Raw genomic sequence first — 20,356 nt, 5'->3', positions numbered from 1 at the left:
GCTATAGCTTGCTCCGCTTTTGGTTCGGGTGTTCGTCAAGCGACGGTCTCGGTACATATCGACCTTTCCTTCGATTGGTTCTTCGCGAGATTCATGTAGCGGTGACATCCGCTACACCATGACGAGCGCTACAGACGGCGGCTGCTGAGTAGCGGATGTCGCGGCTGTATCGCCCTGTGCCTCGGGCTCGAGGTAGCGATCCCACGCGTCTTTGAGATCGGCGTGGCGGTACCCGCGGACCACCTCGGTTCCGATCCGAACGCTGACGGGGCGGACGCCGTATGGGGTGAGCCGACGAGACAGGATCCGAGGGTCGAGCCCGGTGCCGTTGAGCGTCCTCCAGGGCGCTTCGTCCAAGGCACCGAGCCGCTCGATGATGATGGCGGTCGGGAGCGCCTTGGGCGTTCCGAGCTGACCGAACACGATCCGCACATCGTTCAAGAGCTGCGCCGAGAACGATGAATCGACCGCCGAGTCGTACTGCGCAGAGGTCAGGCTCTTCGCCGCCTGCCACGCTTGTCGGGGCCACTGGCCTCCTGCGTAGTCGGCGATGGCACAGAGGGGCTCCCAAACATCGGCCGCCCGGTCGACGACTGGAAGGTCCGGACGGAGCGCGGCCAGATCGTCGATCGAGTCCTCCAACCAGGCAGCGAGCTCGGAGCGGATCTGTAGAAGCCGGCCCCCGTCGTTACGGCTCCGGAACGGCATCGCATACTCCCCCGGGCCACGTCGCTTGATCCGCACGACGACGGCGCGGTCCTCGATGGTGTCCGGTAGATCGCCGATCCCGGCCAGCGCTGCCATCGCGAACGTGCGGTACTCGCGGGGCTTGAGCGTCTGTCCTTCAACGCGCCCATAGAGCGTTCCTCTTTGGAAACCCGAGTTGAGCAACCCACGCAGGTCCTCGTTCCGCTCTGCCTGCCGCGGCGATCCGAACAACGTGTCGGCCTCGTCGAGCAGCAGGGTGGGCGGCTGATCGCCAGCGAGCTCAACCCGCCTGAACAGGTAGGAGATCGAAGCATTCACCAAGCGGATCGGGTCGTGACTCATACCGTCGACGACCTCGAGCACCCTGGTCTTGCCGCTCCGCTTCTCCACCGACTTGACGACGAGCCGGGGTGCGAAGTCGAACGCAGCCGAAGCGTGGGTCATCGCGATCCATAGGGTGATCGCGTCGAGCGCCTCGGCTGACGGCAGGATGCAATAGTCGGCAAGCGCCGCCTTCGTCTTGTCGAGGATGTCGGCACCGGTAGGCATCAGCGTGCACCCGTCATCTGAAGGCGGCCGGTCGGAAAGAGCCGATCAATGCGCTCCTGCGCTCGACGTGCACGCTCAGGCTCACCACGACGGATGCATCGCTCCGCGTAACTATCGAGGACCTTGACGGTCTCACGCGGGTTGAACGCAAGCGCGTAGTACCGATCGGCGTCCGCCTCCGCTCGGAGCACCCGGTCGATGAGTGCGCCCTGCGCTGCGGCGAATCCGGCGCCATAGCCGTCGAGCCATGTCTGCCACCCGTGAGCGCTGGAGGCGATGTGCTCCCAGAGCTCGTCCTCATTCAGGGGCGGGATGCCTCGGCCGAAGAAGGTGACATCCGCTCCCGGCTTGCCCCCGATGCTGGCGATCACCGCTGTCCCGTCTGCGACCGAACGCTCTCTTCGATCCACGCCTCGACCTGCTCGGGGATGTAGCGAACGGTCTTTGGTGTCAATTTGATGAAACTGGGACCCAGTCCCTTGTACCGCAGCTGGGCAAGTGCGCCCATTGAGAGTCCGGTCCATTCGCTCACCTCGCGAGGGGTGAGGAGAAGGTGCTTGACGTCCATGTGATTGCCTCCGAGTCGTGTGATCAGTGCGTACTTCACGCTCTCGATTCGGTGGTCAGTTCGACACCGTAGAATCAGCTGAGGGGTCAATTTGACACAAGACGAGTGGGTCGCGGCGTTCGGCCGACGCGTCAAGGACGCGCGCGCCGCGCGCGGCCTCCGGTCATCGCTCGACCTTGCGAACGCCATCGGCTCCGACGCCGTCTCTCACAACGTCCTTCGGAACATCGAGAGCGGCCGCAAGGCCGAGTTGTCGATCGTGCAGATGCTCGAGATCGCGATGGCACTGGAGATATCGCCCCTGGCGCTGATCGTCGACTTCTCGCGACCGTTCCAGCCGATCGACATCCAGGGCTTGGGGCCCGTGTTCAGTCGGATGAGCGCACTCGAGTTCGACCGGTGGTTCACCGCGTCGGGTGGGAGCGAGGCTGACCGTGACCAAACGTCCCGCCCGATCGAGGCGAGCCGACTCGTCATCAGCCGGCTGCTGGAGGAGTCGTCGTGGATGCAGTCGATGAGACGGGAGTCCATTCAGAAGGCCGTCGACGACAAGGCCAAGTACGACGCCCCTCAATACTTCGATCACCTTCGGGCGGCGAACCGGGAGATTGACGACTCCATCGATGCATTGCTCACCTTGGCTGCGGAGCAGGCGATGGACCTTCGGAAGACGAGTGGCCGCGGAGACACTCCATCGAACGAGGACAGCTTTCCGGCCTACCTAGGTGCCCGCATCCGTCGACTGCGAAAGGAGGCCGGCTTCCGTTCAGCTGCTGAACTCGCCACTGAGATCGGCAATCCGCACGTGTCCGAGAGCGTCATTCGCAACCTCGAGAGCGGCCGCAAGACCGACGCATCCCTTGCGCAGGTCCTCGAAATTGCGATGGCGATCGGTATTTCTCCGATAGTCCTGCTATTTGACTTCTCTGCCCCATTCTTGCCATCCCGCATTCCGGGGATGGGCCCGCTCTTCGAACGAAGGTCGACTCACGAGTTAGACCTGTGGATGTCGGCGCCAAGCGATCCATTGAGGTTCGCCAGCGAGGAATACCGACCGTCACCGCTCGAGGTTCAGCGCATGCACGTCGCTCGTGGACTCGAGCCTTGGATAAGGCTGCGGGACGAACCAGCGACTCTGGACAGATCCGCGTCCGACGAGCTACGACGTCAGCACCGCGCTGCGCAGCTCTTCTCGCAGGAAACGCTCGGTTGGATGCTTAGAGATGCCGCGAGCCTCGGCATCGAGGTCCCTATGCCCGAGCCTCCACGCTCGCCAGCGCGGACTAGATTGCGCGACCGCCTGCGACGTCGGCAGTAGCATCCGGCAACTGATAACTGAGCACGTAGTAGGTTCGCGGCAGCCGCGTGCGCGTTCCCTAGGATCAGACCATGTCATCTCTGCTCGACCAAAAGCTGTCGATCGTCAACTCCCTCGATTTCGGAAGCGGTGTCGCCGAAGACGAGAAGTCGGAGCTTGCTTCCTACTTCCTCGAAACGGATGTCTGGCGCAAAGTATGGGACGACAAGTTGGACCTTATTCTCGCCCCCAAGGGCGGGGGGAAGAGTGCAATCTACTCGACGCTGATCGAACGAAGGAAGCTACTCGCAGAACGAGATGTGCTGGTGGCCGCTGCCGAAAACCCTCAGGGCGAACCAGCGTTTCAGTCCCTCGTCGAGAAGAATCCGTCCGAGGCTGCGTTCAAGGAGATATGGCTCCTCTATTTCGCGAGCATTGTCAGTGAGCAGCTAACGCAAGCGGACTGCAAAGCGCCGGAAGCAAGAGACTTGCACGAGAAGTTACGGAACGCGGATCTGCTTTCGGGGGCGAAGCCCAGGAAGAAGGTTCTCCAAGCGATCTGGGCGTATGTGGTGAGCCGCATTTCGCCCGAGAAGGTCGAAAGCGAACTTCATCTAGATCCGATTACGAGCATGCCGACTGGAGTCACGGGTTCGATCACATTTGCATCACCCACGGATGTAGCGCCCAACGCTGTAGCGCAGGAGGATACGAGCGACCTGTTCGAACTCGCACAAGCTGCACTGGCACACTCAGGCAAGACGGTCTGGATTTGCCTTGATCGCCTTGACGCCGCCTTCGCGACCGCGCCGGAACTCGAGCGGAACGCACTGCGTGCCCTATTCAGGGCATATCTCGACCTCAAGGGATACGACCGCATCGGCTTGAAGTTGTTCCTTCGATCCGACATATGGGCCGAAATCACCTCGGGTGGATTCCGCGAGGCTAGCCACATCGTTAGGCGAAAGGTGATCACCTGGACCGACCCGGCGCTGCAACAGCTAGTAACACGCCGCTTGGTAAAGAGTGCGGACCTTGTTGAGCACTACGGGTTGAACGCGAAGGCAGTTATCGCCGATTCCAAGCTTCAGGAGGAGGTATTCCAACGCGTGTTCCCGCGCGCAGTCGACACCGGCTCCGGTAAGACGAAGACGTTATTCCGATGGTGTCTTAATCACACCCGAGACGGCCTCGGGGTGAATGCCCCGCGTGAACTCGTCTCCCTCTTCGCGCATGCACGAGACGAGCAAGTCGCGCGATTCGAGACGGGCCTTGACGAGACAGAAGGTGAGGCCATATTTCACCCGAAGGCGTTCGAAGCCGCCGACCGCGAGGTCTCTAATGAGCGCATAGAGTCCACGATCTACGCCGAGTACCCAGATGTCGTGCCGTATCTCGAGGTGTTGGAGGGAGAGAAGGGCGCGCAGAATCATGCGAGCTTCTCTCGAATCTGGGGAACCGATGCTGCCGAAACGGACCGACGCATCGCTCGACTGGTGAGTCTGGGCGTCTTCGAACAACGCAAGGACCACTACTGGGCCCCGTTCCTCTATCGCCCCGCGCTGGGGTTGGTTCAAGGTCGAGCTCCGGAACTCAAGGGTGTACAAATCGAGGAGTGACGAACGGCAACTCTCCGCGCGGTTGCACGGAGCAACATACTGCCGTCCACTCCTCATGACGAATGACCTGCCGGCAGCATGGATAGATGCAGGGCTCGAATACGACGACGGATTGCTCCGGGCCTGAATTTCCGGCCGGCCGCGCGTCCCATCGCGCGGCGACTCGGGCACGCAGCATCAGATCGCGACGACCTCACCCAAACGACGAGTCGTCATCCGACTGATTCAGGTCGCGCTCGAGCCGCTCATTGCGTACAAGAAGGAAAGGGATAGAGAAGCCTTGGCGACTGTGGAGCCTTACGCAACCGCTGCCGGCAAGCGGTATCGAGTGCGATATCGCAAGCCCGATCATTCGCAGACCACCAAGCGAGGATTCAGGACGAAGAAGGAAGCGGAACTCTTCCTGGCCAGCGTCGAACTCGGCAAGGCAGCCGGCACCTACATCGATCCGTCCCATGCGCGAATGACCGTCGGCCCCGCCGGCGCAGCGTGGCTCGCTTCGCAGACGCATCTCAAGCCGTCCTCAGTCGCGGTGGTCGAGTCAGCATGGCGTCTCCACGTCGAGCCGGCCTGGGGGCGAGTCCCGATTGGCGACGTGCGCCACAGCGACGTACAGGAATGGGTTGCCCGCCTTAGCTCCGGGGATGGCGGCAAGTCGAAGCCCAAGTCGCCTGCCCTCGTCCATCGTTGCTTTGGTGTACTCGCGGGCATTCTCGACGCCGCGGTGAAGGATCGCCGCATCCCGTCGAATCCTGCCCGAGGCGTGGGCCTGCCCCGAAAGGTGAGCCGGGAGCACGTGTACCTCAGCCACCAGCAGGTCGACCAGCTCGCTCGAGCTGCGGGCGAGCACGCGACGCTGCTCCGGGTCTTGGCCTACACCGGGCTTCGTTGGGGTGAGGTGAGCGGGCTTCGCGTCGGTGACGTTGACCTCGACCGGCGCCGAATCACTGTGAGCGTCAACGCAGTCCTGGTGGGCGGCAAGGTCGTGGTCGGTACCCCCAAGACGCACAAGCGCCGGGCGGTTCCATTCCCTGCTTTCTTGGGCGCGCCACTCGCTCAGCTGTGTGCAGACCGGCCACCGAGCTCCCTGCTCTTCCCCGACAGGTCCGGCGGTCATCTCACGACACCCACCGTCCGAGAGAACTCTTGGTTCGACAAGTCATTGCGGCACGCGGAACTCGAGCCGATGACCGTGCACGACCTTCGCCATACTGCAGCGAGCCTCGCGGTCTCGGCGGGCGCGAACGTCAAGGCGGTGCAGCGCATGCTTGGTCACGCCTCAGCCGCCATGACGCTCGACACTTACTCGGATCTCTTCGACGACGATCTCGACACCGTGGCCGCGCGACTGGACGAAGCGGCTCTTCGAGCCGGCGTCGTCATCGATGAATGAGTCACGACGAGACAGCGAAACGTCCCTTGAATCACCACTGATGCACGACGAATGTGGTCAGGATGTGGTCACGTGAACCGGTCCGCGACGTCAGAACCAAGAGAAACGAACCCGCGATCCGCAGGGTTCTGCTGTTGTAGCGAGGGCGGGACTCGAACCCGCGACACCACGATTATGAGCCGTGTGCTCTAACCACCTGAGCTACCCCGCCGGGAAGGTTTCGCCGGATCTGCCGAGACGGCCGAACCGAGAGAACCAGAGCCCCGAGTCAGGATTGAACTGACGACCCCTTCCTTACCATGGAAGTGCTCTACCACTGAGCTATCGGGGCATGTGCCGCAATCGGCAACCTGAAGAGGATATCACCTCTCAGGGCATGCTTCGAACCGGGCGCGACAGCCAGCGAACCACGCTCGCCCCCGTTCTGGGGACAGCCATCAGTGCTGCCACGGATGCCGCGCCCGCGGGCATCGCAGTACCCTGACGGCATTCGGAGCGCAGTTCGTCAATTGGGGGACGACGGTGATCTCGAACGCCACGGTGATCGACGATGCCGGACCGAGGTCCGGCGCGTCTCGCCGCGCGCGCGTCGCGCGGGGCGGTGCGGTGACGTTCGTCATCGGTGCGGCCGGCAGCGGCAAGTCCGAGTACGCCAGACGCGCCCTCGTCGACACCGGCGGCGGCGTCGTCCACGCCACCCGCGAGTGGAGCGATGCGGATGTCGCGCGCCATCGCCTCCTCGATGCCGCCGACGGATCCAACGGATCGCTCGCGATCGACGACGCCCACCATCTGCTCGGGACCGACGCCGAGCCCGTGCTCGAGGCGTTCGTCGCGGCATCCGGCCTGGGTCGTCTGGTCGTCGTCTCGCGACGGCCGCCGTCGTTCCCGATGCAGCGCGACGACCTCGTCGTCGCCCCCGACCTCGCGCTGCGCCTGCCCGACGTCGCCGGGATGTTCCATCGGGTCAGCCGTCATCGCCTCGACCTCGAGATGGCGTCCCGCGTGCGCCGGGAGACGGCGGGCTGGGCGCAGCCGACCCGGGAACTCGCCGCGAACGCCGACGCCACGACCGACGAGTCGCTGGAGACCTGGCTCGCCGACACCCTCGCCGGCGACACCGCGTCGGGGTGGCTCGAGGAGGTGCTCTGCGGGCTGCCGGAGCAACTCGTCCTCGCGCTCACCGCGACGGCCACGATGCCGCGGCTCGACCTGGCTCGGGCGACCGGGATGCTCGGGCACGTGGGCGCGGTGACGCTCATCGGCGCCCTCGACCGAGGCGTCGTCATGCACAGCAAGGGCGACCGAGGTCGTCGCGCGCTGCCGCCGATCCTGCGGCGACACCTGCTGCGCAGCATGGAACCCGCCGCGCGTGCGGCATCGGCATCGGCCGCATGCCGTGTACTGATGGACGAGGGCTCAGCGGTCGAAGCCGCCGACGCGCTCGCGGCCGGGCGTTGCTGGACCGAGCTCGAAGCCCTGCTCCGTGAACCGGCGGTCTCGGCGAGCGCGACACTCTGGCCCGAGCCGGTGCCCGCGCACGTCCTGCGGCGCTCGCCAGGCATCGCCGCCGCGGTCGAATCGGCTCGCGCCGAGGACCGCGTCGCATCACGGGTCGAGGATCTCCGGCCGTCGGGCTCCGGCTCCGGCTCGCACGAGCCGCTCCCGCCCCTGTACGCCGCGCTCGCCCGCGTGCGTCGAGGCGATCTGACCGGTGCGGTGCCGCTCCTGCGGCGCCTCGTGCGAACGGCGGCCGGGGCCGGCGAGCGCTGCGCGGCCCAATTGACCCTGCTCGTCATCCGTGCCCCGCTCGCGACCGCCGAGGAGACGCTCGACGGGCTGCTCGCGGTCGAACGCCACGCGGTGGACCACGGGCTCGGCGGCATCGGCCGCGTCGTGCGGGGCGCGATCGCCGCGCTCACGGACCACCCCGAGCGCGGCACGGTGCGCCAGGTCGGCGATCAGCTCGAGCAGCGCGGCGACCTCCTCGGAATCGGCATCGTCGAGGCGATCGACGTGCTGGACCGGTTCCGTCACGGAAGGCTCGAGGCCGACCGGGCGATCTCGTTCGCCGCCCGATGCGACCGGCTGGGGCTCGCGGATGTCGCGACCTGGGGTCGTGCCGTCGCCGCGGTCGGCGCCGCCGGCACCGGCGATCCGCGCGCGGCCCAGCTCTGCGCGGCCGTCGACGCTGCGACGATCTCCGCGAACCTGCCCGGACCGCGTGCGCTCCTGGAGGCGGCATCCGCCATCCGATCCCCCGATCCGGGGACCGCTGCGAGGCATGCGAGCGCCGCACGACGCGCCGCGCTCGAGACGGGCCTGCCGCGGCTGCCGGTCTCGTTGCCGCGGAGGCCGCGAGGGCATGCGCGAGTGCGCGATCCGGGCGCCGTGCGCGTCACGGTCACCTGCTTCGGCGGGTTCCGGCTCCGCCTGGACGGGATCGACGCCGACCTCCGGCTCGTGCGACCGCAGGCGCGGATGCTGCTCCGCATGCTCGCCCTGAACGCCGGCGCCCCGCTGCACCGCGAACTCATCGCCGACCTGCTCTGGACCGACCTCGGCAGCGAGTCGGCCCTGCACGCGCTGCATGTGAGCGTGTCGAGCCTTCGCCGCATCGTCCCCGGGTCGGGCCGCGAGGGCGGCATCGTCGAGCGCGTCGGCGAGGCGTACCGCCTCGGCCTGGTCGGCGACCACGACTGCGATCTCGTCGACTTCGACGCGCATCTGAGCGAGGCGGCCGTCGCCAAGGCCCGGCGCGAACCCGCGGTCGCGCGCGATCGGCTGGTCGCCGCGCTCGAGCTCTACACCGGCGACGTGCTGCCAGAGGACGGTCCGGCCGAGTGGGCGGTCGGGGCCCGCGAGCGCTACCGGCACCGCGCGAGCGAGGCCGCGGCATCGCTCGCGCACCTGCACGCGCACTTCGACGAGACGAAGCCGGCCGTCGCCGCAGCTCGCCGCGCGGTCGAGATCGATCCGTGGCTGGATGAGTCGTGGCGCACGCTCGTGACGATGCACGAACGGGCCGGCGACGTCATCGCCGCCCGCCGCGCGCAGCAGGGCTACCGCAGCATGCGCGCCACGCTCGGCGTGTGAGCCGGCGGCGATCGGCGTCCCTCGCGGTGACTCCGCCACTGATGCCACCCTGGCATCAGTGGCGGAGCGGTCGACGCTCAACGGCCGAAGAACTCGACCTCGGCGATCGCGACATGCGTCGCGTCCGTCGCCCCGAAGGCTCCCTCGATCGTGAGCTGCACCGAGACCACGTCGTCGACGCCGAGGTCGAATCGTTGAGGCCCCGGCTCGTCGGCGAGCTTCAACGTCTGGTCGCGGGTCGTGCCCGCGGCATCCGTCGTCGTGACCAGCAGGGTCGACGGGCGCGCCTCGGCGAGGAAGTCGGCCTGCACGGCCGAGGCCCCCGATGAGACCTGCACGGCGACGAGCCGGAACGGGGTGTCGAAGGTCGCCGCCAGCCACTCGCCGGTCGCCGGCCCGGTCGACGCGGGCGCCCACGACCGGTCGGAGAAGCCGTCGTGCGCGAGCTCGGGCCCGCGCCCGTCGGCGGAGCTCGACGCGGCGAGGCCGACCGGGTTGTAGGCGCTCGAGTCGACCACTCGATCGGCCGCCGTCGCGATGAACCCGAAGATCGACGCACGGGTGAACCATGCCAGCGTCACGAGGGCCGCGATCACGAGCACGGTGATGATCCAGCCGTAGCGGAACCGGCGCCGGCGCTTCGGACGCGTGCCGATCGCCGCCTGCCGGGAGACCGGACGCGAACGGTCGGGCTCGGGCCCGAGCGGGGCAGCGCACCGACGGCAGAAGTGACGGCCGGGAGCGTTGCCCGCTCCGCAGTTCGGGCAGACGAGATCGCCGGGCTTCGGCGCATCCGCGGGCGTCGCCTGCCGGCGCACCGGACGCTGCGGCACCGCGGTGGGCTTCATCGGCGCGGGCCCCGTCGGCCTCGCCTGCGTCGCGGGCTTCGCAGCGGCGGGTTTCGTCGCCATGGGCTGGGTCGGCTTCGGCCGTGCCGGCTTCGGCTGGGTCGCGGCAGGCGGCGTCGCGGCAGGCGGCGTCGCGGTCGGCGGGGTCGCGGTCGGCGGCGTCGCGGTCGGCGGCGCGGTCGCAGACGCGGTCCCGGCTGGCGGCGTCGTCACGGCCGACGCGACGGCATGGCGAGCGGATGTCGCGACCCCCGCCGCGGCGGTCGGTGCCGCCGCGGCGGGGTCGGCCTTTGTCTCCGGCAGGCGCGAACGCGAGAACATGCCACGAGCGCGCGCAGCCCGCGCCGGCTCGCTCGTCGCATTCGCTCGCGTTCGCGAATCTTCAGGCACCGGCACCGGGTCGCGCTCGGCGGCCGACGCGGGGTCGGGAGTCGGTTCGGGTTCGGGGACGGGTACCGGCTCGGGTTCGGGTTCCGGTTCAGGGACGGGTACCGGTTCCGGTTCCGGTTCCGGTTCCGGCTCGGGTTCCGGTTCCGGTTCCGGTTCCGGTTCCGGTTCCGGTTCAGGTTCCGGTTCAGGTTCGGGTTCCGGTTCGGGCTCGGGCTCCGCCACCGGCTCGGGTTCCGGTTCGGGTTCCGGCTCGGGCTCAGGCTTGGGCTCCGCCACCGGCTCGGGTTCCGGTTCGGGTTCCGGCTCAGGCTCGGGCTCCGGCTCGGTCTCCGCCACCGGCTCAGGCTCGGGCTCCGGCTCCGGCACGGGCTCCGGCTCCCACGCCGCGTCCTCGAACGAGGTCGCGGGCGCGGCATCCGTCGCCGTGGCGCTGCGATCCCAGGCGAGGTACGCACCGCACTGGCCGCAGAAGTCGTCGCCCTCCTCGTTGTGCGCCCCGCATTCGTCGCAGACGATGCCGTCGGCCATGCTCACGCCTCCGTGATCTCGATCTCGATGCGGATGTGCGCGGGCACCACCCGCCGGGCGCCGCGCTCGATGCGCCGCCGGAGCCCGTCCGCATCGCCGCGCGCGGCGCCGGCACCGCCGATCCGCACCCGCACCGCCCCGTCCACCGACCCGGGCAGCTTGCCGTGCGCCGTCGTCGACCACGACGTGCCCCCGCTCTCGGAGACCTCGACCGAGGCATCCGGCCCGGCGACCAGTTGAACGGTCTCGAGCACGCCGTCGAACCTGCCGGCCCGACGGTGCAGGCCGGCCGCGTCGGCGACGACCTTGCGCCGCTGCTCGACCGGCCAGTCCTCGTCGAGCTCGACGTCGACCCAGCCCGCGAGCCAGTCGAGGAAGTCGGGCGGGGTCGTTCCGGGGCGCACGTAGGCCTCGAGGTTGTCGAGCACCGAGATCACGGGCGCGATCGACGCGTCGAAGGCCGTGAGCCAGCGCTGCAGGAACTCGTCCTCCTGCAGCACCGCCGGCATGCGCGTGATGAACGGCGACGGGTTCTCGAGCCGGGGCACGGCACCGCGCATGTCACACCCCCGCCGTCACGCGCACGCGGTGCTCGAACCCGAAGACGAGGGCGTCGGGTTCGAGGTCGATGCGCTGCGCGGGGTCGCCGCGCTTGCCGGTGACGGGGTCCGCTCCGAAGAGCAGCACCTCGTCGACGAGCTCGGTGCCGGGCAGGCTCTGCAGCACCGCGTAGACCTCGCCGGCGAGCACGGGTCGTCCGAACGGCCAGCCGGTTCCGTCCGATCCGCCGTGCGCCGCGTCGAACGAGCGGTACAGGGCCGCGACGGCGTCCTCCCGCAGGCGCTCGACCGCGAACCGGGGCTTGGCGATGAGCTTGGCCACGATCGTGATGCCCTGATACAGCGGCGGCTCGATCGCGAGCCTGGCCCCGACGGTGCGGCGACGCTCGAGCTCGTCGGCGAGGAGCGTCAGCACCTCCTCCGACGGGATGAGGTCGGCGAACTCGACGCGTCCGTCGGCGGCATGCACGGCGGCGGGCACGACGAGCAGGCGAACGCCCTGATCCTCGCCCTTGCCGGTCGCCGGCACCGCCCTGACGCGGGCGATCGAGGGCGCCACCCGGCGGGCGAGCTGCTCGTAATCCTCGAGCGTGACCGCCCGGTCGAGCGTGCGCAGGGTCAGCGGCCCGCGCGCCTTCGCCTCGTCGACGGTCTCGCCGTCGACGCCGTCATGCGCCGCCCGACGGTTCACGACGCGGTTCACGAACGGCACGGTCGAGCGCAGCACCGAGAGCGCACCCGGCGCCACGTTGCCGCGCGCACCGCCGCCGACCCGGTAGCGCGGGACCCTGATCGGCGCGCCCTTGGGCGGAACGGAGCCGTAGAAGCGCAGCAGGCCGTCGGCCTCGCGCACGGCGGGGGCGAAGGTCACGACCCCCCTCGTGCGGTCGATGCGGATGACCCGGGCATCGGGGTCCTGGTCGGCGAAGTCCTCGACCTCGACCCATGGCTCCCATTCGGCGCCGGTGCCGACCTCGAGCGTGAACGGTGCGCCGTCGTCGACGACCGGTCGCACGTCGAGGGTGAACTCCTGCCCGGGCACGCCCTCGCTGAGCCCGAGCACCTCGTCGTCGATGGTCGTCGCGTGGATCGCGCGCGTGACCGCGCCGACCGTCTTCGCCGCGACCGAACGCACGAGCGGCGATGCGCTGTACGTGGGCACCTCGGCCTCGCGCTCGACGAGGCGGGTGCGGATCCAGCCCGCGCGTTCGCCCGAGATGACGGATGCCGCGTGCCCGGCCGGCACGATGAGCACGACGTCTCCTCGGCGATTCAGGCCGCCGGTGCCGTCGGACACGACGTCGCAGGCGACCCATTCCCTGCCGCACCAGGCCTCCCACACGATCGGCGGATCAAGCGGATCGACGCCGACACCGCGCACCGCGCAGTCGATGCGCAGCGAGATCGCGAGGTTGCCCGAGGGTTCGTCGAGCCCGAACAGCAGCGCGTCGCCGGGCGCCGGGGACTTCTGGAACGCGTCGATCTCCTCGCCGCGCAGGTTCGTGTCGCGCACCCACGGGTCGCCGCCGTCGGGCTGGCTGCCGACGCGCACGAGCTCGCGCGGCGGGATCTCGAGGTCCTCGACCGTGGCGAACACGATGGACTCGGCCGTCTCGGTGCGCGGCGTGCCGGCCTCGGTGCGGGCGGGCACCACGACGGTCTCGTCGCGCGGCGCCGAGAGCCAGAACACGAGGTCGGCGGTGGCGTTGGTGGGCGGGAAGAGCGAGACCCCGAGCAGGTCGAGGTAGGCGAGGTAGAGCCGGTCCGGCACGCGGTTCAGCCGGTAGAGCAACTCGTCGGTCATGAACGCGAACGCCTCGATGAGGGTCACGCCCGGGTCCGAGACGTTGTGGTCGCTCCACTCGGGGCAGCGCAGCGCGACGAAGCGCTTGGCGTCGTCGACGAGGTCCTGGAACCGCCGGTCGTCGAGGTTCGGGGCGGGGAGGTTCATGACGGTGCTCCTTGGTCCTGGGCGGTGGCGTCCTGCGGGATGACGTAGAACGGGAACACGAGGTTCCTCGGGTCGTTCGTGCCGAGGATCGTGTAGCCCACCTCGATGTAGAGCACCCCGTCGTCGGCGTGCTCGAGCGAGACCGAGACCTGGCCGAGCTCGATGCGCGGCTCCCAGAACCGCAGTGCCGCCCGCACGGCGACGCCCATCGCCCCGGCCGTCGAGGCGTCCGCGGGGGCGAACACGTAGTCGTGCACGGCGCATCCGAACTCCGGCCGCATGGGCCGCTCCCCCGGCGCCGTCGCGAGGATGAGCCGGATGCTCTCCTCGATCTCGCGCTCGTCCGACGTCAGCGCGATGCGACCGGTCGCATCGGCGTGCACGGGGAACGCCCATCCGTGCCCGACGAACTCTCGAGACATCCGCCCCTCCTCAGTTGATCTTGACCAGGCTGCCCTTGACCGTCGTGATGCCGGAGGCCGACAGCTCGGCGCTGGCCTGCCCCTTGAGGGCGAGCGTGGCGCCCTCGACCTCGGTCGAACCGGTGCCCTTGAGCTTGAGGGACGCGCCCTCGACCGAGACCTCGCCGGTCGCCTTGATCTTCACGCTCGACCCCGAGAGCGAGAGCGTGCCCTTGTCGGCCTTGACGGTCGCGTCCTGCTCGGTCGTGACCGTCGCGTCCTTCTTGGCCGTGACCGTGACCGGGCCCTCGGAGATGATCTCGATGCCCTTCTCGGCCGTCTGGGTGAGGGTCACCCGCTGCGCCTTGCCGTTCGTCGAGAGCGTCAGGGTCTCGGTGCCCGACTCCTCGGTGAACACGACCTCCATGCCGGTGCGGGAGGTGAACGCGCGACGCACGACCGCGCCGTCCTGCACCGCCTTGCCCCACCCGATCTCGGGTTCGTCCTTGCCGTTGTAGAGGCCGCCGACGACGTAGGGCCGGTCGAACCGGCCGCCCTCGAACGCCACGAGCACCTCGTCGCCGACCTCGGGCAGCACGACCGAACCGCGCTCGGCGCCCGCGCCCGGCTGCACGGTGCGCGCCCAGCCGCTGACGTAGTCGCCCGACAGGTAGGGGAAGGTGAGCTTGACGCGGCCGCTGCGATCGGGGTCGTCGATGTCGCTCACGAGCGCCGAGACGACGCCCTGCATGCGCGCCGCCTCGTCGGCCGAGGCCCCGCCCCCGCTGCCGCCGCCGCTCGTGATGCCGTACAGCGACCGGTCGGACGCGTTGCTGATGACGACGGTCGTCGTGTACCCGGCCTCGGCGTCGAACACGTGCTGCGCCTCGGTCACGGTGTACCGGCCGTCGAACGGCGCGCCGTAGCCCTTCAGCTTCACGGCGGTGCCCGAGCGCATCTTCGAGTTGCCGAGCAGGCGCGCCTCGATCTCGGCGAAGCCGCCGGCGATGCGCTCGGCGACCGCCTTCGCCTGGGACTCCTGCGAACGCTGCTGCCCGTCGCCCGTCGCCGCCACGTAGGTGGGCGAGCCGAACGTCTTCGCGATGCCGTCGGGCTTCAGTGTCGGCAGCTCCACCACGCGCGTCGTCGGCTGCGCGCTCGCGACCACGGCCTGCTTGGCGACCGGGTCCCAGCCGCGCACCTCGACGCTCGGCACCTGGCTGGCCGCCGTCACGGTCGCCGCGAGCCACAGCACGTTCATGCCGTGCTCGAGCACGACGGGGTCGTCGCGCGCGGACTCCGCGCCGCTCGGCGCCTCGGCGGCGCGGGTGGGCAGCGAGAAGACGAGCCCCTCGTCGACGATCGAGAACGTGCAGCCCGCGACATCCGCGAGTCGCTTCAGGAACACCCAGTCGCTCACGTTGTCCTGCGTGACGTGCTTGGAGACCGATCCCGGGACGTCGATGGACTTGACCGGCACGCTCGCCCGGGTGGCCACCTCGCGCACGATGTCGGCGGTGGTCTTGTCGAGGTAGGCCGCCACCCGGCGCCCTCGGAACAGCCGGTGCGAGCGGTCGAACCCGCGCACGCGCGTGCGCAGCGAGCCCGCAACGTCCTCGCGATCGATCGCGGTGACCTCGCCGTCGATGAGGCGCTGCGGTCCCTGCGGGCCGTTCTCCGAGACCGACAGCACGACCCGCTTGCCGATCGCGAAGCCCGCGTCGGTCAGCACGGTGCCGGCCGGGTCGGTGAACTCGAGCTCGAACGAGTCCGGCAGGTTCGAGGCATCCGTCACCCGCCCGGTGACGAGCAGGCTCGCCGCCGTCGCCGGCATCGGGCGCCCCTCGACCGCGACCAGCAGCAGGCTCGTGTACGTGTCAACCGACGGCACGGGCCACCTCCTTGCGGGCGAGCTCGCGCGCGGTCGGGCCGGCGAGCTCGTCGGCGGCCGGGAGGAAGATCGAGCGGCCGGGCGCGAGGCGCATCGGGTCGTCGATGCCGTTCACCTCGGCGAGCACGCGCCACATCGCCGCGCTGCCGTACTCGCGGTACGCGATCGCCGCCAGCGAGTCGCCCTCGCGCAGCGTGTGCACGCGCCTCGGGCGCAGGCCGCCCGAGGTCGGGTTCTGCTTGCCCGGCTCCTCGGCGATCTCCTCGAGGGCGACGGTGCAGACCGCGCGCATCGGCGTGCCGGTCGGGGAGAACAGCGTGTACTTGGCCGACACCGACTTGACGTAGCCGACGAATCCCGAGAGCACGCCCCACTTGAAGCGCACCCACGGCGCCGACGGGGTGTCGCTGCGCTTGGAGTCCTTCGTCGGGGCGCAGGCCTGGAAGAGCTTCTCGACGCGCTGCACGACGCTGTCGCCGCCCGAGCTCTGCGTGTCGTCGAAGAACATCTCGACCGAGAGCTTCTGCGCCTCCGGACCTTGGTAGGTGGCCGGAGGGGCCGACGACGCCTTCTTCTGCTTCTCGGTCTTCCAGCTCGCCGACTTGGCCATCGTGAGCTCCTTCGGGTTCATCTGGAACTCGATGGAGCCGATCGGGCCGCCCGGCACGCCCGGGGTCTTGCCCGGCTCGAGCAGCTCGAGCACGGCGTGCGTGAGGCTCGCGCTCGTGGTGTCGGTCTTGGTGACGGGCATGGGGTGCTCCTTCCGCTCTCGGGTGCCGGCGCTCAGTCGTCGGCGTCGATGCCGTGGTGGGCGAGCTCGAGGGTCTCGGTGAGCACTTTGGGCTGGTCGGCCGTGAACGACGGGCCGGTCCACCGCACCGGCACGACGCGCTGCAGGTGCCAGGTCGCGATCTTCTCGCCGAACGTGTTCTGCGCCTGGATCTCGGCGGTGCTGGGCTTCAGCGCGGGCGCCTTCGAGATCCAGACGAGGATGGGGGCGGACGTGCCCTTGCCCACCGGCCGGGACAGCTTCACGTTCGAGAACTTCAGCCGGGTCGGCAGCTGCCAGACGAAACTGTTGTTGCCGCCCTCCTCGCGGGACTCGAGCACGACCTCGACGCCGAGCCCCTCGCAGCTCGAGAACTCGCCGAGCGATTCGCCGTCGATCTTCACGACGTAGCGAACGCCGATGGCGATCTTCGTGTCCTCCACCATGTCGCCTCCCCCTTCAGATTCCGTCGATCCGGATGCCGCGGCGTTCCCGATCGAGCAGCAACTCGGCCTTCAGCCGGCGCGCGAGCGGGCCGTACAGCTTCGCGGCGAGCGTCTCGATGCCAGCGGGCGAGGTGTCGACGGCGGATGCCGCGGCCCCTGGTGCTGCGGCCTCGCCGGCGCTGCCAGCAGAGACCTCGATGCCGCCGGGCTCCTCGGGCGGCGGCGCGGACGCGGCGAGCGCGGTCTGCACGACCGGGCCGCCAGGCGTGCCGGCCGAGGCGCCGGGGCCGCTCCAGCCGGTGTCGGATCCCGTCGCCGCCTCGTCGGATCGCTGCACGGTCGCGATCGCGGTCGCGGCCGGCGCGACGGGCAACACCATGCGAGCGACGGATGCCGCGGGCGGGCCCTCGATCGTCTGCACGGCCCGCTGCACGCCCACCGGGTTCGCGCCGCGTGCGCCGCCCGCGCCGCGCGCGCCGCCCGTCGGCGTCGGGCGCGCGGGCGTCATCGTCGGTGCGACGAGTCGGCTGATCGTGAGCTCGGGCGCGGCCCCCGCGAGGTCGGGCGACGCGAGGCGCGGCACCGGATACCCCGCGCCCCCCGCGATGCCCGGATCGGCGGGCGGGCCGTCGCCGACGCCGCTCTCGGGTGCCTGGACGTCGTGGTCGCCGCCGCTCCCCGCGGGACCGGCCTGTCCGTCCGCGGGCGGGTTCGAGCGTGCGAGCACGCGTTGCACCCGACCGAGGACGCCGCCCATCGCGCGGCTTGCCGGCGCTGCGGCCATCGTGGCTGTCGCGCCGCCGCCCGCACCGCCCCCTGACGACCGGGCGGATGTCGCGACATCCGCCCGCTGCACCGCGACCGCCGACGGACCCGAGCCGACGGAACGTGCGGCGCCACCGCCGCCGCCGGCCGTGCCGCTGCTCGATGCGGCAGCGTTCAATGCGGCAGCACTCGACGTGGCCGCACCCGCGGGCGCGGCCCGGACCGCGGTCGACTCGAACCCCGAGCTCGGCTGGAGCGCCACCGCTGGCACGGCTCGCGCGTGCGCCGGAATGGTGAGCGGACCCGAGTCGGAGTCGAGCGAGGTCTCGAGCGCACGCTGGGCGATGAGCGGCACGGCCTGCAGCGGCGGCAGGGGCGGCAACGTCGCGGGCGAAGCCCCCTGGGCGGGCGACGCGTCGAGCCCCTCGGGCGCCCCGTCGGCCGCCGACCCCTCAGCGGAGGACTGGTCCCCCGCCGACTCGACCGTGCCGGCATCGCCCGCACCGGCTCCGCCCGCACCGCCCGCATCCGCACCGGGCATCGACGCTGCGACCCCCGCGGGTTCCGGCCCCTCGTCGGCTGCCCGCGTCGTTCGTTGCAGCGACATGTCGGTCGTCGCAGCCCACGTCGACGGTGCGGCGGGCCCGATGCGGGCGTCCTCCGTGGCGCCGACGGCCCCTCGTCCGAGGATCCCGCTCCCGCGCTCCGCGGCGACCTGCTCCCCTCCCGCGAGTGCCGGCGAATGGCCTTCCGGTGCTTCCGCTTCCTGCGACTCTGCCACTGATACCGAATCCGTATCAGTGGCAGCGTCGCCGACATGGGCCCCGGAATCCGCGGCGTCCGAGGTTGTCGAGGCACCGGCGGGCGCGCTGGAGACCGTGCCGGGCGCGACATCCGATGCGGTGCTCCGCTGCAACGTCGCGGGCACGTCGGGCGTCACGGTCGAGGCATCCGGCACCGCGTGCGCGCCGGCATCCGGCTGCTGCGGCTCCGACCGCACCCCCGAGGGCAGCGGTGCGCCGAGCCCCATTCGCCGTATGGCCGGATCGGTCGAGGGGCTGCGCTGCACGCTCGGCGTGGACGGCGCGGACATGGCGCCGGTCGCAGACGGTGTGCTCGACGCGGACGGTGCCGGGTCTGGAAACGACGCCCGCAGGCCGGGCAGCGGTGCGGCCAACCCGAGTCGGCCGGGGTCGGCGACGATCGGTGGAGAGGCCGCGATCGTGGGGGCGTCGGCGTCGGGCGGGAGCTCCAGGGCTTTCGAAGCCGAATCGTCGGGTGTTCGCTGCACGTGCGCGAGCTGCAGGGGCGCCGACGCGGACGGGTCCGCCGGAGCGATGACCTCCGTCGATGCGGAAGCCTCGGGCGGCGCAGGCGCTTCGGCCGACGCGAGCGGGCCGACCGGCTCGGTGCCGACGGGGCGCTCGATCGCCGCCGCGTCCGAGGCGGACGTCAGGATGCCCGGCTCCGACGCCGGAGACAACAGCCCCGCGGCATCCGCCGTGTCCGAATGCGACTCGAGCGTGCCGTCCGACGGGGCGGCCTGCCGCTGCACGACCCGGCGCTGCGCGGCCTCACGAGCCCGCTCGGCAGCGGTCTGCGGCGGACGCAAGGTCAGGTCCGCGACGACGGCGCGCTGCACGGGCGCGCCGAGCGCGGCCGAGGCCGTCGCCACGGTGCCGGCGGGCGCCGCGTCGTCGACGAGGTGCGTGAGCTCGGCCACCCGGCTCGGCACGACGCGCGTCGGCAGTGTCTCGACCCAACCCGACCTCAGGGTCGCGGGCGGGGCATCCGAGATCTGCCGCTGCATCGGCGGGAGGAACGCCCAGCCGGCGGGCGCGATGCGCGGCACGTCGTCGCCCGCATGCGGATGCGACGCGGCGGACGGGTCGACGCCGTCGCCCCCTCGCGCGTCACCGCCGTCGTCGGCCGCGACGCGCTGCCACGGCCAACGCATCAGTGCTCCTCAGTGAGCCTTGTGTTGATCGCCGCGATCTCGCGCACGTAGCGCAGACGCTCCGCGTGCTCCATGTCGAGGATGTCGTCGAGCGACCAGTGGAAGTGATAGGCGACGTACGCGACCTCCTCATGGATGCGGTCGGCCGAGTACGTCATGATTCCCCCAGGCGGCCGCCGGCGAGGTCGGCGGTGAACCGGTGCGAGCACTCCGGGCAGGTGACCGCGATGCGGGTGTGGCCCTCGGCGTTCACCCGCCGGTAGAAGTCCTGCAGGAACGCGACATCCGAGGCGAACATGTTCTCGACGACCGACGCGTCGATCGACCCGAGCGAGCCGAGCGAGGTGATCACCCGACCGAGCAGCACGACCGTCGTGTACGCCGGGTTCTCCAGCACGCGCGCGTCGTACAGGGGCAGCAGCTCGTCGCGCGCGGTCGCCAGGCGCATGACGCCGCGCCGGTGCACGGTGCCGTCCTGCCCGACGTATCCGCGCGGGAGCTCGAACGCGAACTCGGTGCGCATCGCGCCGTCGTCGAACGAGGACGACGAAGACGGGGAGGGCGCGTCCGCGACATCCGCCCCCGCATTCGTCGGACGCGTCGCGATGACGCGCTGCACG

Annotated in this window: 17 protein-coding genes and 2 tRNA genes; 4 read left to right on the top strand and 15 right to left on the bottom strand. The window is 70.0% G+C overall.

The features are described 5' to 3' along the window. Positions 1 to 111: 111 nt before the first annotated feature. Genes AC3IPY_RS02435 through AC3IPY_RS02425 form a run of 3 tightly spaced genes read right to left on the bottom strand, consistent with a single transcriptional unit; the run spans position 112 to position 1,864 of the window. Positions 112 to 1,257 (bottom strand): DUF3631 domain-containing protein, encoded by a 1,146-nt coding sequence (locus tag AC3IPY_RS02435; protein ID WP_489186422.1) that lies wholly within the window; start codon positions 1,255 to 1,257, stop codon positions 112 to 114. Beyond that, on the bottom strand, positions 1,257 to 1,628 hold the full coding sequence (locus AC3IPY_RS02430) for a hypothetical protein (protein WP_489186421.1): 372 nt from the start codon (positions 1,626 to 1,628) through the stop codon (positions 1,257 to 1,259). The genes AC3IPY_RS02435 and AC3IPY_RS02430 overlap by 1 nt, the downstream gene beginning before the upstream one ends. Next, a complete protein-coding gene (locus AC3IPY_RS02425) occupies positions 1,625 to 1,864 on the bottom strand; it encodes a helix-turn-helix transcriptional regulator (RefSeq protein ID WP_489186419.1) in 240 nt (79 codons plus the stop codon). The genes AC3IPY_RS02430 and AC3IPY_RS02425 overlap by 4 nt, the downstream gene beginning before the upstream one ends. 52 nt (positions 1,865 to 1,916) lie before the next feature. Here AC3IPY_RS02425 and AC3IPY_RS02420 point away from each other — a divergent pair, with 52 nt between their 5' ends. The 3 genes from AC3IPY_RS02420 (at position 1,917) to AC3IPY_RS02410 (ending at position 6,134) form a co-directional block, all read left to right on the top strand. Next, positions 1,917 to 3,143 carry a helix-turn-helix domain-containing protein gene (locus AC3IPY_RS02420; protein WP_489186418.1) on the top strand — a complete coding sequence of 409 codons (1,227 nt, stop codon included), beginning with the start codon at positions 1,917 to 1,919 and terminating at the stop codon, positions 3,141 to 3,143. A gap of 71 nt (positions 3,144 to 3,214) precedes the next feature. Next, positions 3,215 to 4,741 (top strand): P-loop ATPase, Sll1717 family, encoded by a 1,527-nt coding sequence (locus tag AC3IPY_RS02415; protein WP_489186417.1) that lies wholly within the window; start codon positions 3,215 to 3,217, stop codon positions 4,739 to 4,741. Between the two features lie 328 nt (positions 4,742 to 5,069). Next, positions 5,070 to 6,134 carry a site-specific integrase gene (locus tag AC3IPY_RS02410; protein WP_489186415.1) on the top strand — a complete coding sequence of 355 codons (1,065 nt, stop codon included), beginning with the start codon at positions 5,070 to 5,072 and terminating at the stop codon, positions 6,132 to 6,134. Between the two features lie 137 nt (positions 6,135 to 6,271). Here the strand turns inward: AC3IPY_RS02410 and AC3IPY_RS02405 are convergent. Next, positions 6,272 to 6,345, bottom strand: a tRNA-Met gene (locus AC3IPY_RS02405). 48 nt (positions 6,346 to 6,393) lie between these two features. Further along, a tRNA-Thr gene (locus tag AC3IPY_RS02400) sits at positions 6,394 to 6,465 on the bottom strand. Positions 6,466 to 6,740: 275 nt separating this feature from the next. On the opposite strand from AC3IPY_RS02400, the gene AC3IPY_RS02395 reads away from it, so the two are divergent. Then, positions 6,741 to 9,230: an AfsR/SARP family transcriptional regulator gene (locus AC3IPY_RS02395; protein WP_489186414.1), complete on the top strand. Its 2,490-nt coding sequence runs from the start codon at positions 6,741 to 6,743 to the stop codon at positions 9,228 to 9,230. A 77-nt stretch (positions 9,231 to 9,307) separates the two neighbouring features. On the opposite strand, the gene AC3IPY_RS02390 is transcribed toward AC3IPY_RS02395, so the two are convergent. From AC3IPY_RS02390 to AC3IPY_RS02345, 10 genes are read right to left on the bottom strand one after another with little or no spacing between them, the layout of a single operon-like run. Beyond that, on the bottom strand, positions 9,308 to 10,996 hold the full coding sequence (locus AC3IPY_RS02390; protein WP_489186412.1) for a zinc ribbon domain-containing protein: 1,689 nt from the start codon (positions 10,994 to 10,996) through the stop codon (positions 9,308 to 9,310). A gap of 2 nt (positions 10,997 to 10,998) precedes the next feature. Then, complete coding sequence (locus tag AC3IPY_RS02385) at positions 10,999 to 11,556, bottom strand: phage tail protein (protein WP_489186410.1); 558 nt, start codon at positions 11,554 to 11,556, stop codon at positions 10,999 to 11,001. Between the two features lies 1 nt (position 11,557). Beyond that, complete coding sequence (locus AC3IPY_RS02380) at positions 11,558 to 13,507, bottom strand: putative baseplate assembly protein (RefSeq protein WP_489186408.1); 1,950 nt, start codon at positions 13,505 to 13,507, stop codon at positions 11,558 to 11,560. After that, a complete protein-coding gene (locus AC3IPY_RS02375) occupies positions 13,504 to 13,929 on the bottom strand; it encodes a GPW/gp25 family protein (RefSeq protein ID WP_489186406.1) in 426 nt (141 codons plus the stop codon). The genes AC3IPY_RS02380 and AC3IPY_RS02375 overlap by 4 nt, the downstream gene beginning before the upstream one ends. 10 nt (positions 13,930 to 13,939) lie before the next feature. Continuing rightward, positions 13,940 to 15,799, bottom strand: coding sequence for a VgrG-related protein (locus AC3IPY_RS02370; RefSeq protein ID WP_489186404.1), 1,860 nt, complete (start codon positions 15,797 to 15,799; stop codon positions 13,940 to 13,942). After that, positions 15,786 to 16,550 (bottom strand): CIS tube protein, encoded by a 765-nt coding sequence (locus AC3IPY_RS02365; protein ID WP_489186402.1) that lies wholly within the window; start codon positions 16,548 to 16,550, stop codon positions 15,786 to 15,788. Before AC3IPY_RS02365 ends, AC3IPY_RS02370 begins: the two co-directional genes overlap by 14 nt. Before the next feature lie 32 nt (positions 16,551 to 16,582). Then, complete coding sequence (locus AC3IPY_RS02360; protein ID WP_489186400.1) at positions 16,583 to 17,014, bottom strand: phage tail protein; 432 nt, start codon at positions 17,012 to 17,014, stop codon at positions 16,583 to 16,585. 13 nt (positions 17,015 to 17,027) lie between these two features. Next, positions 17,028 to 19,736, bottom strand: a complete 2,709-nt coding sequence (locus AC3IPY_RS02355) for a hypothetical protein (RefSeq protein ID WP_489186398.1) — start codon at positions 19,734 to 19,736, stop codon at positions 17,028 to 17,030. After that, complete coding sequence (locus AC3IPY_RS02350) at positions 19,736 to 19,894, bottom strand: DUF6760 family protein (RefSeq protein ID WP_489186396.1); 159 nt, start codon at positions 19,892 to 19,894, stop codon at positions 19,736 to 19,738. The genes AC3IPY_RS02355 and AC3IPY_RS02350 overlap by 1 nt, the downstream gene beginning before the upstream one ends. Continuing rightward, positions 19,891 to 20,355 carry a hypothetical protein gene (locus AC3IPY_RS02345; RefSeq protein WP_489186395.1) on the bottom strand — a complete coding sequence of 155 codons (465 nt, stop codon included), beginning with the start codon at positions 20,353 to 20,355 and terminating at the stop codon, positions 19,891 to 19,893. Before AC3IPY_RS02345 ends, AC3IPY_RS02350 begins: the two co-directional genes overlap by 4 nt. Position 20,356 lies beyond the last annotated feature (1 nt).

Source organism: Agromyces sp. GL_144 (assembly GCF_057834305.1).
This window is presented reverse-complemented; position numbering and strand designations above follow the sequence as displayed.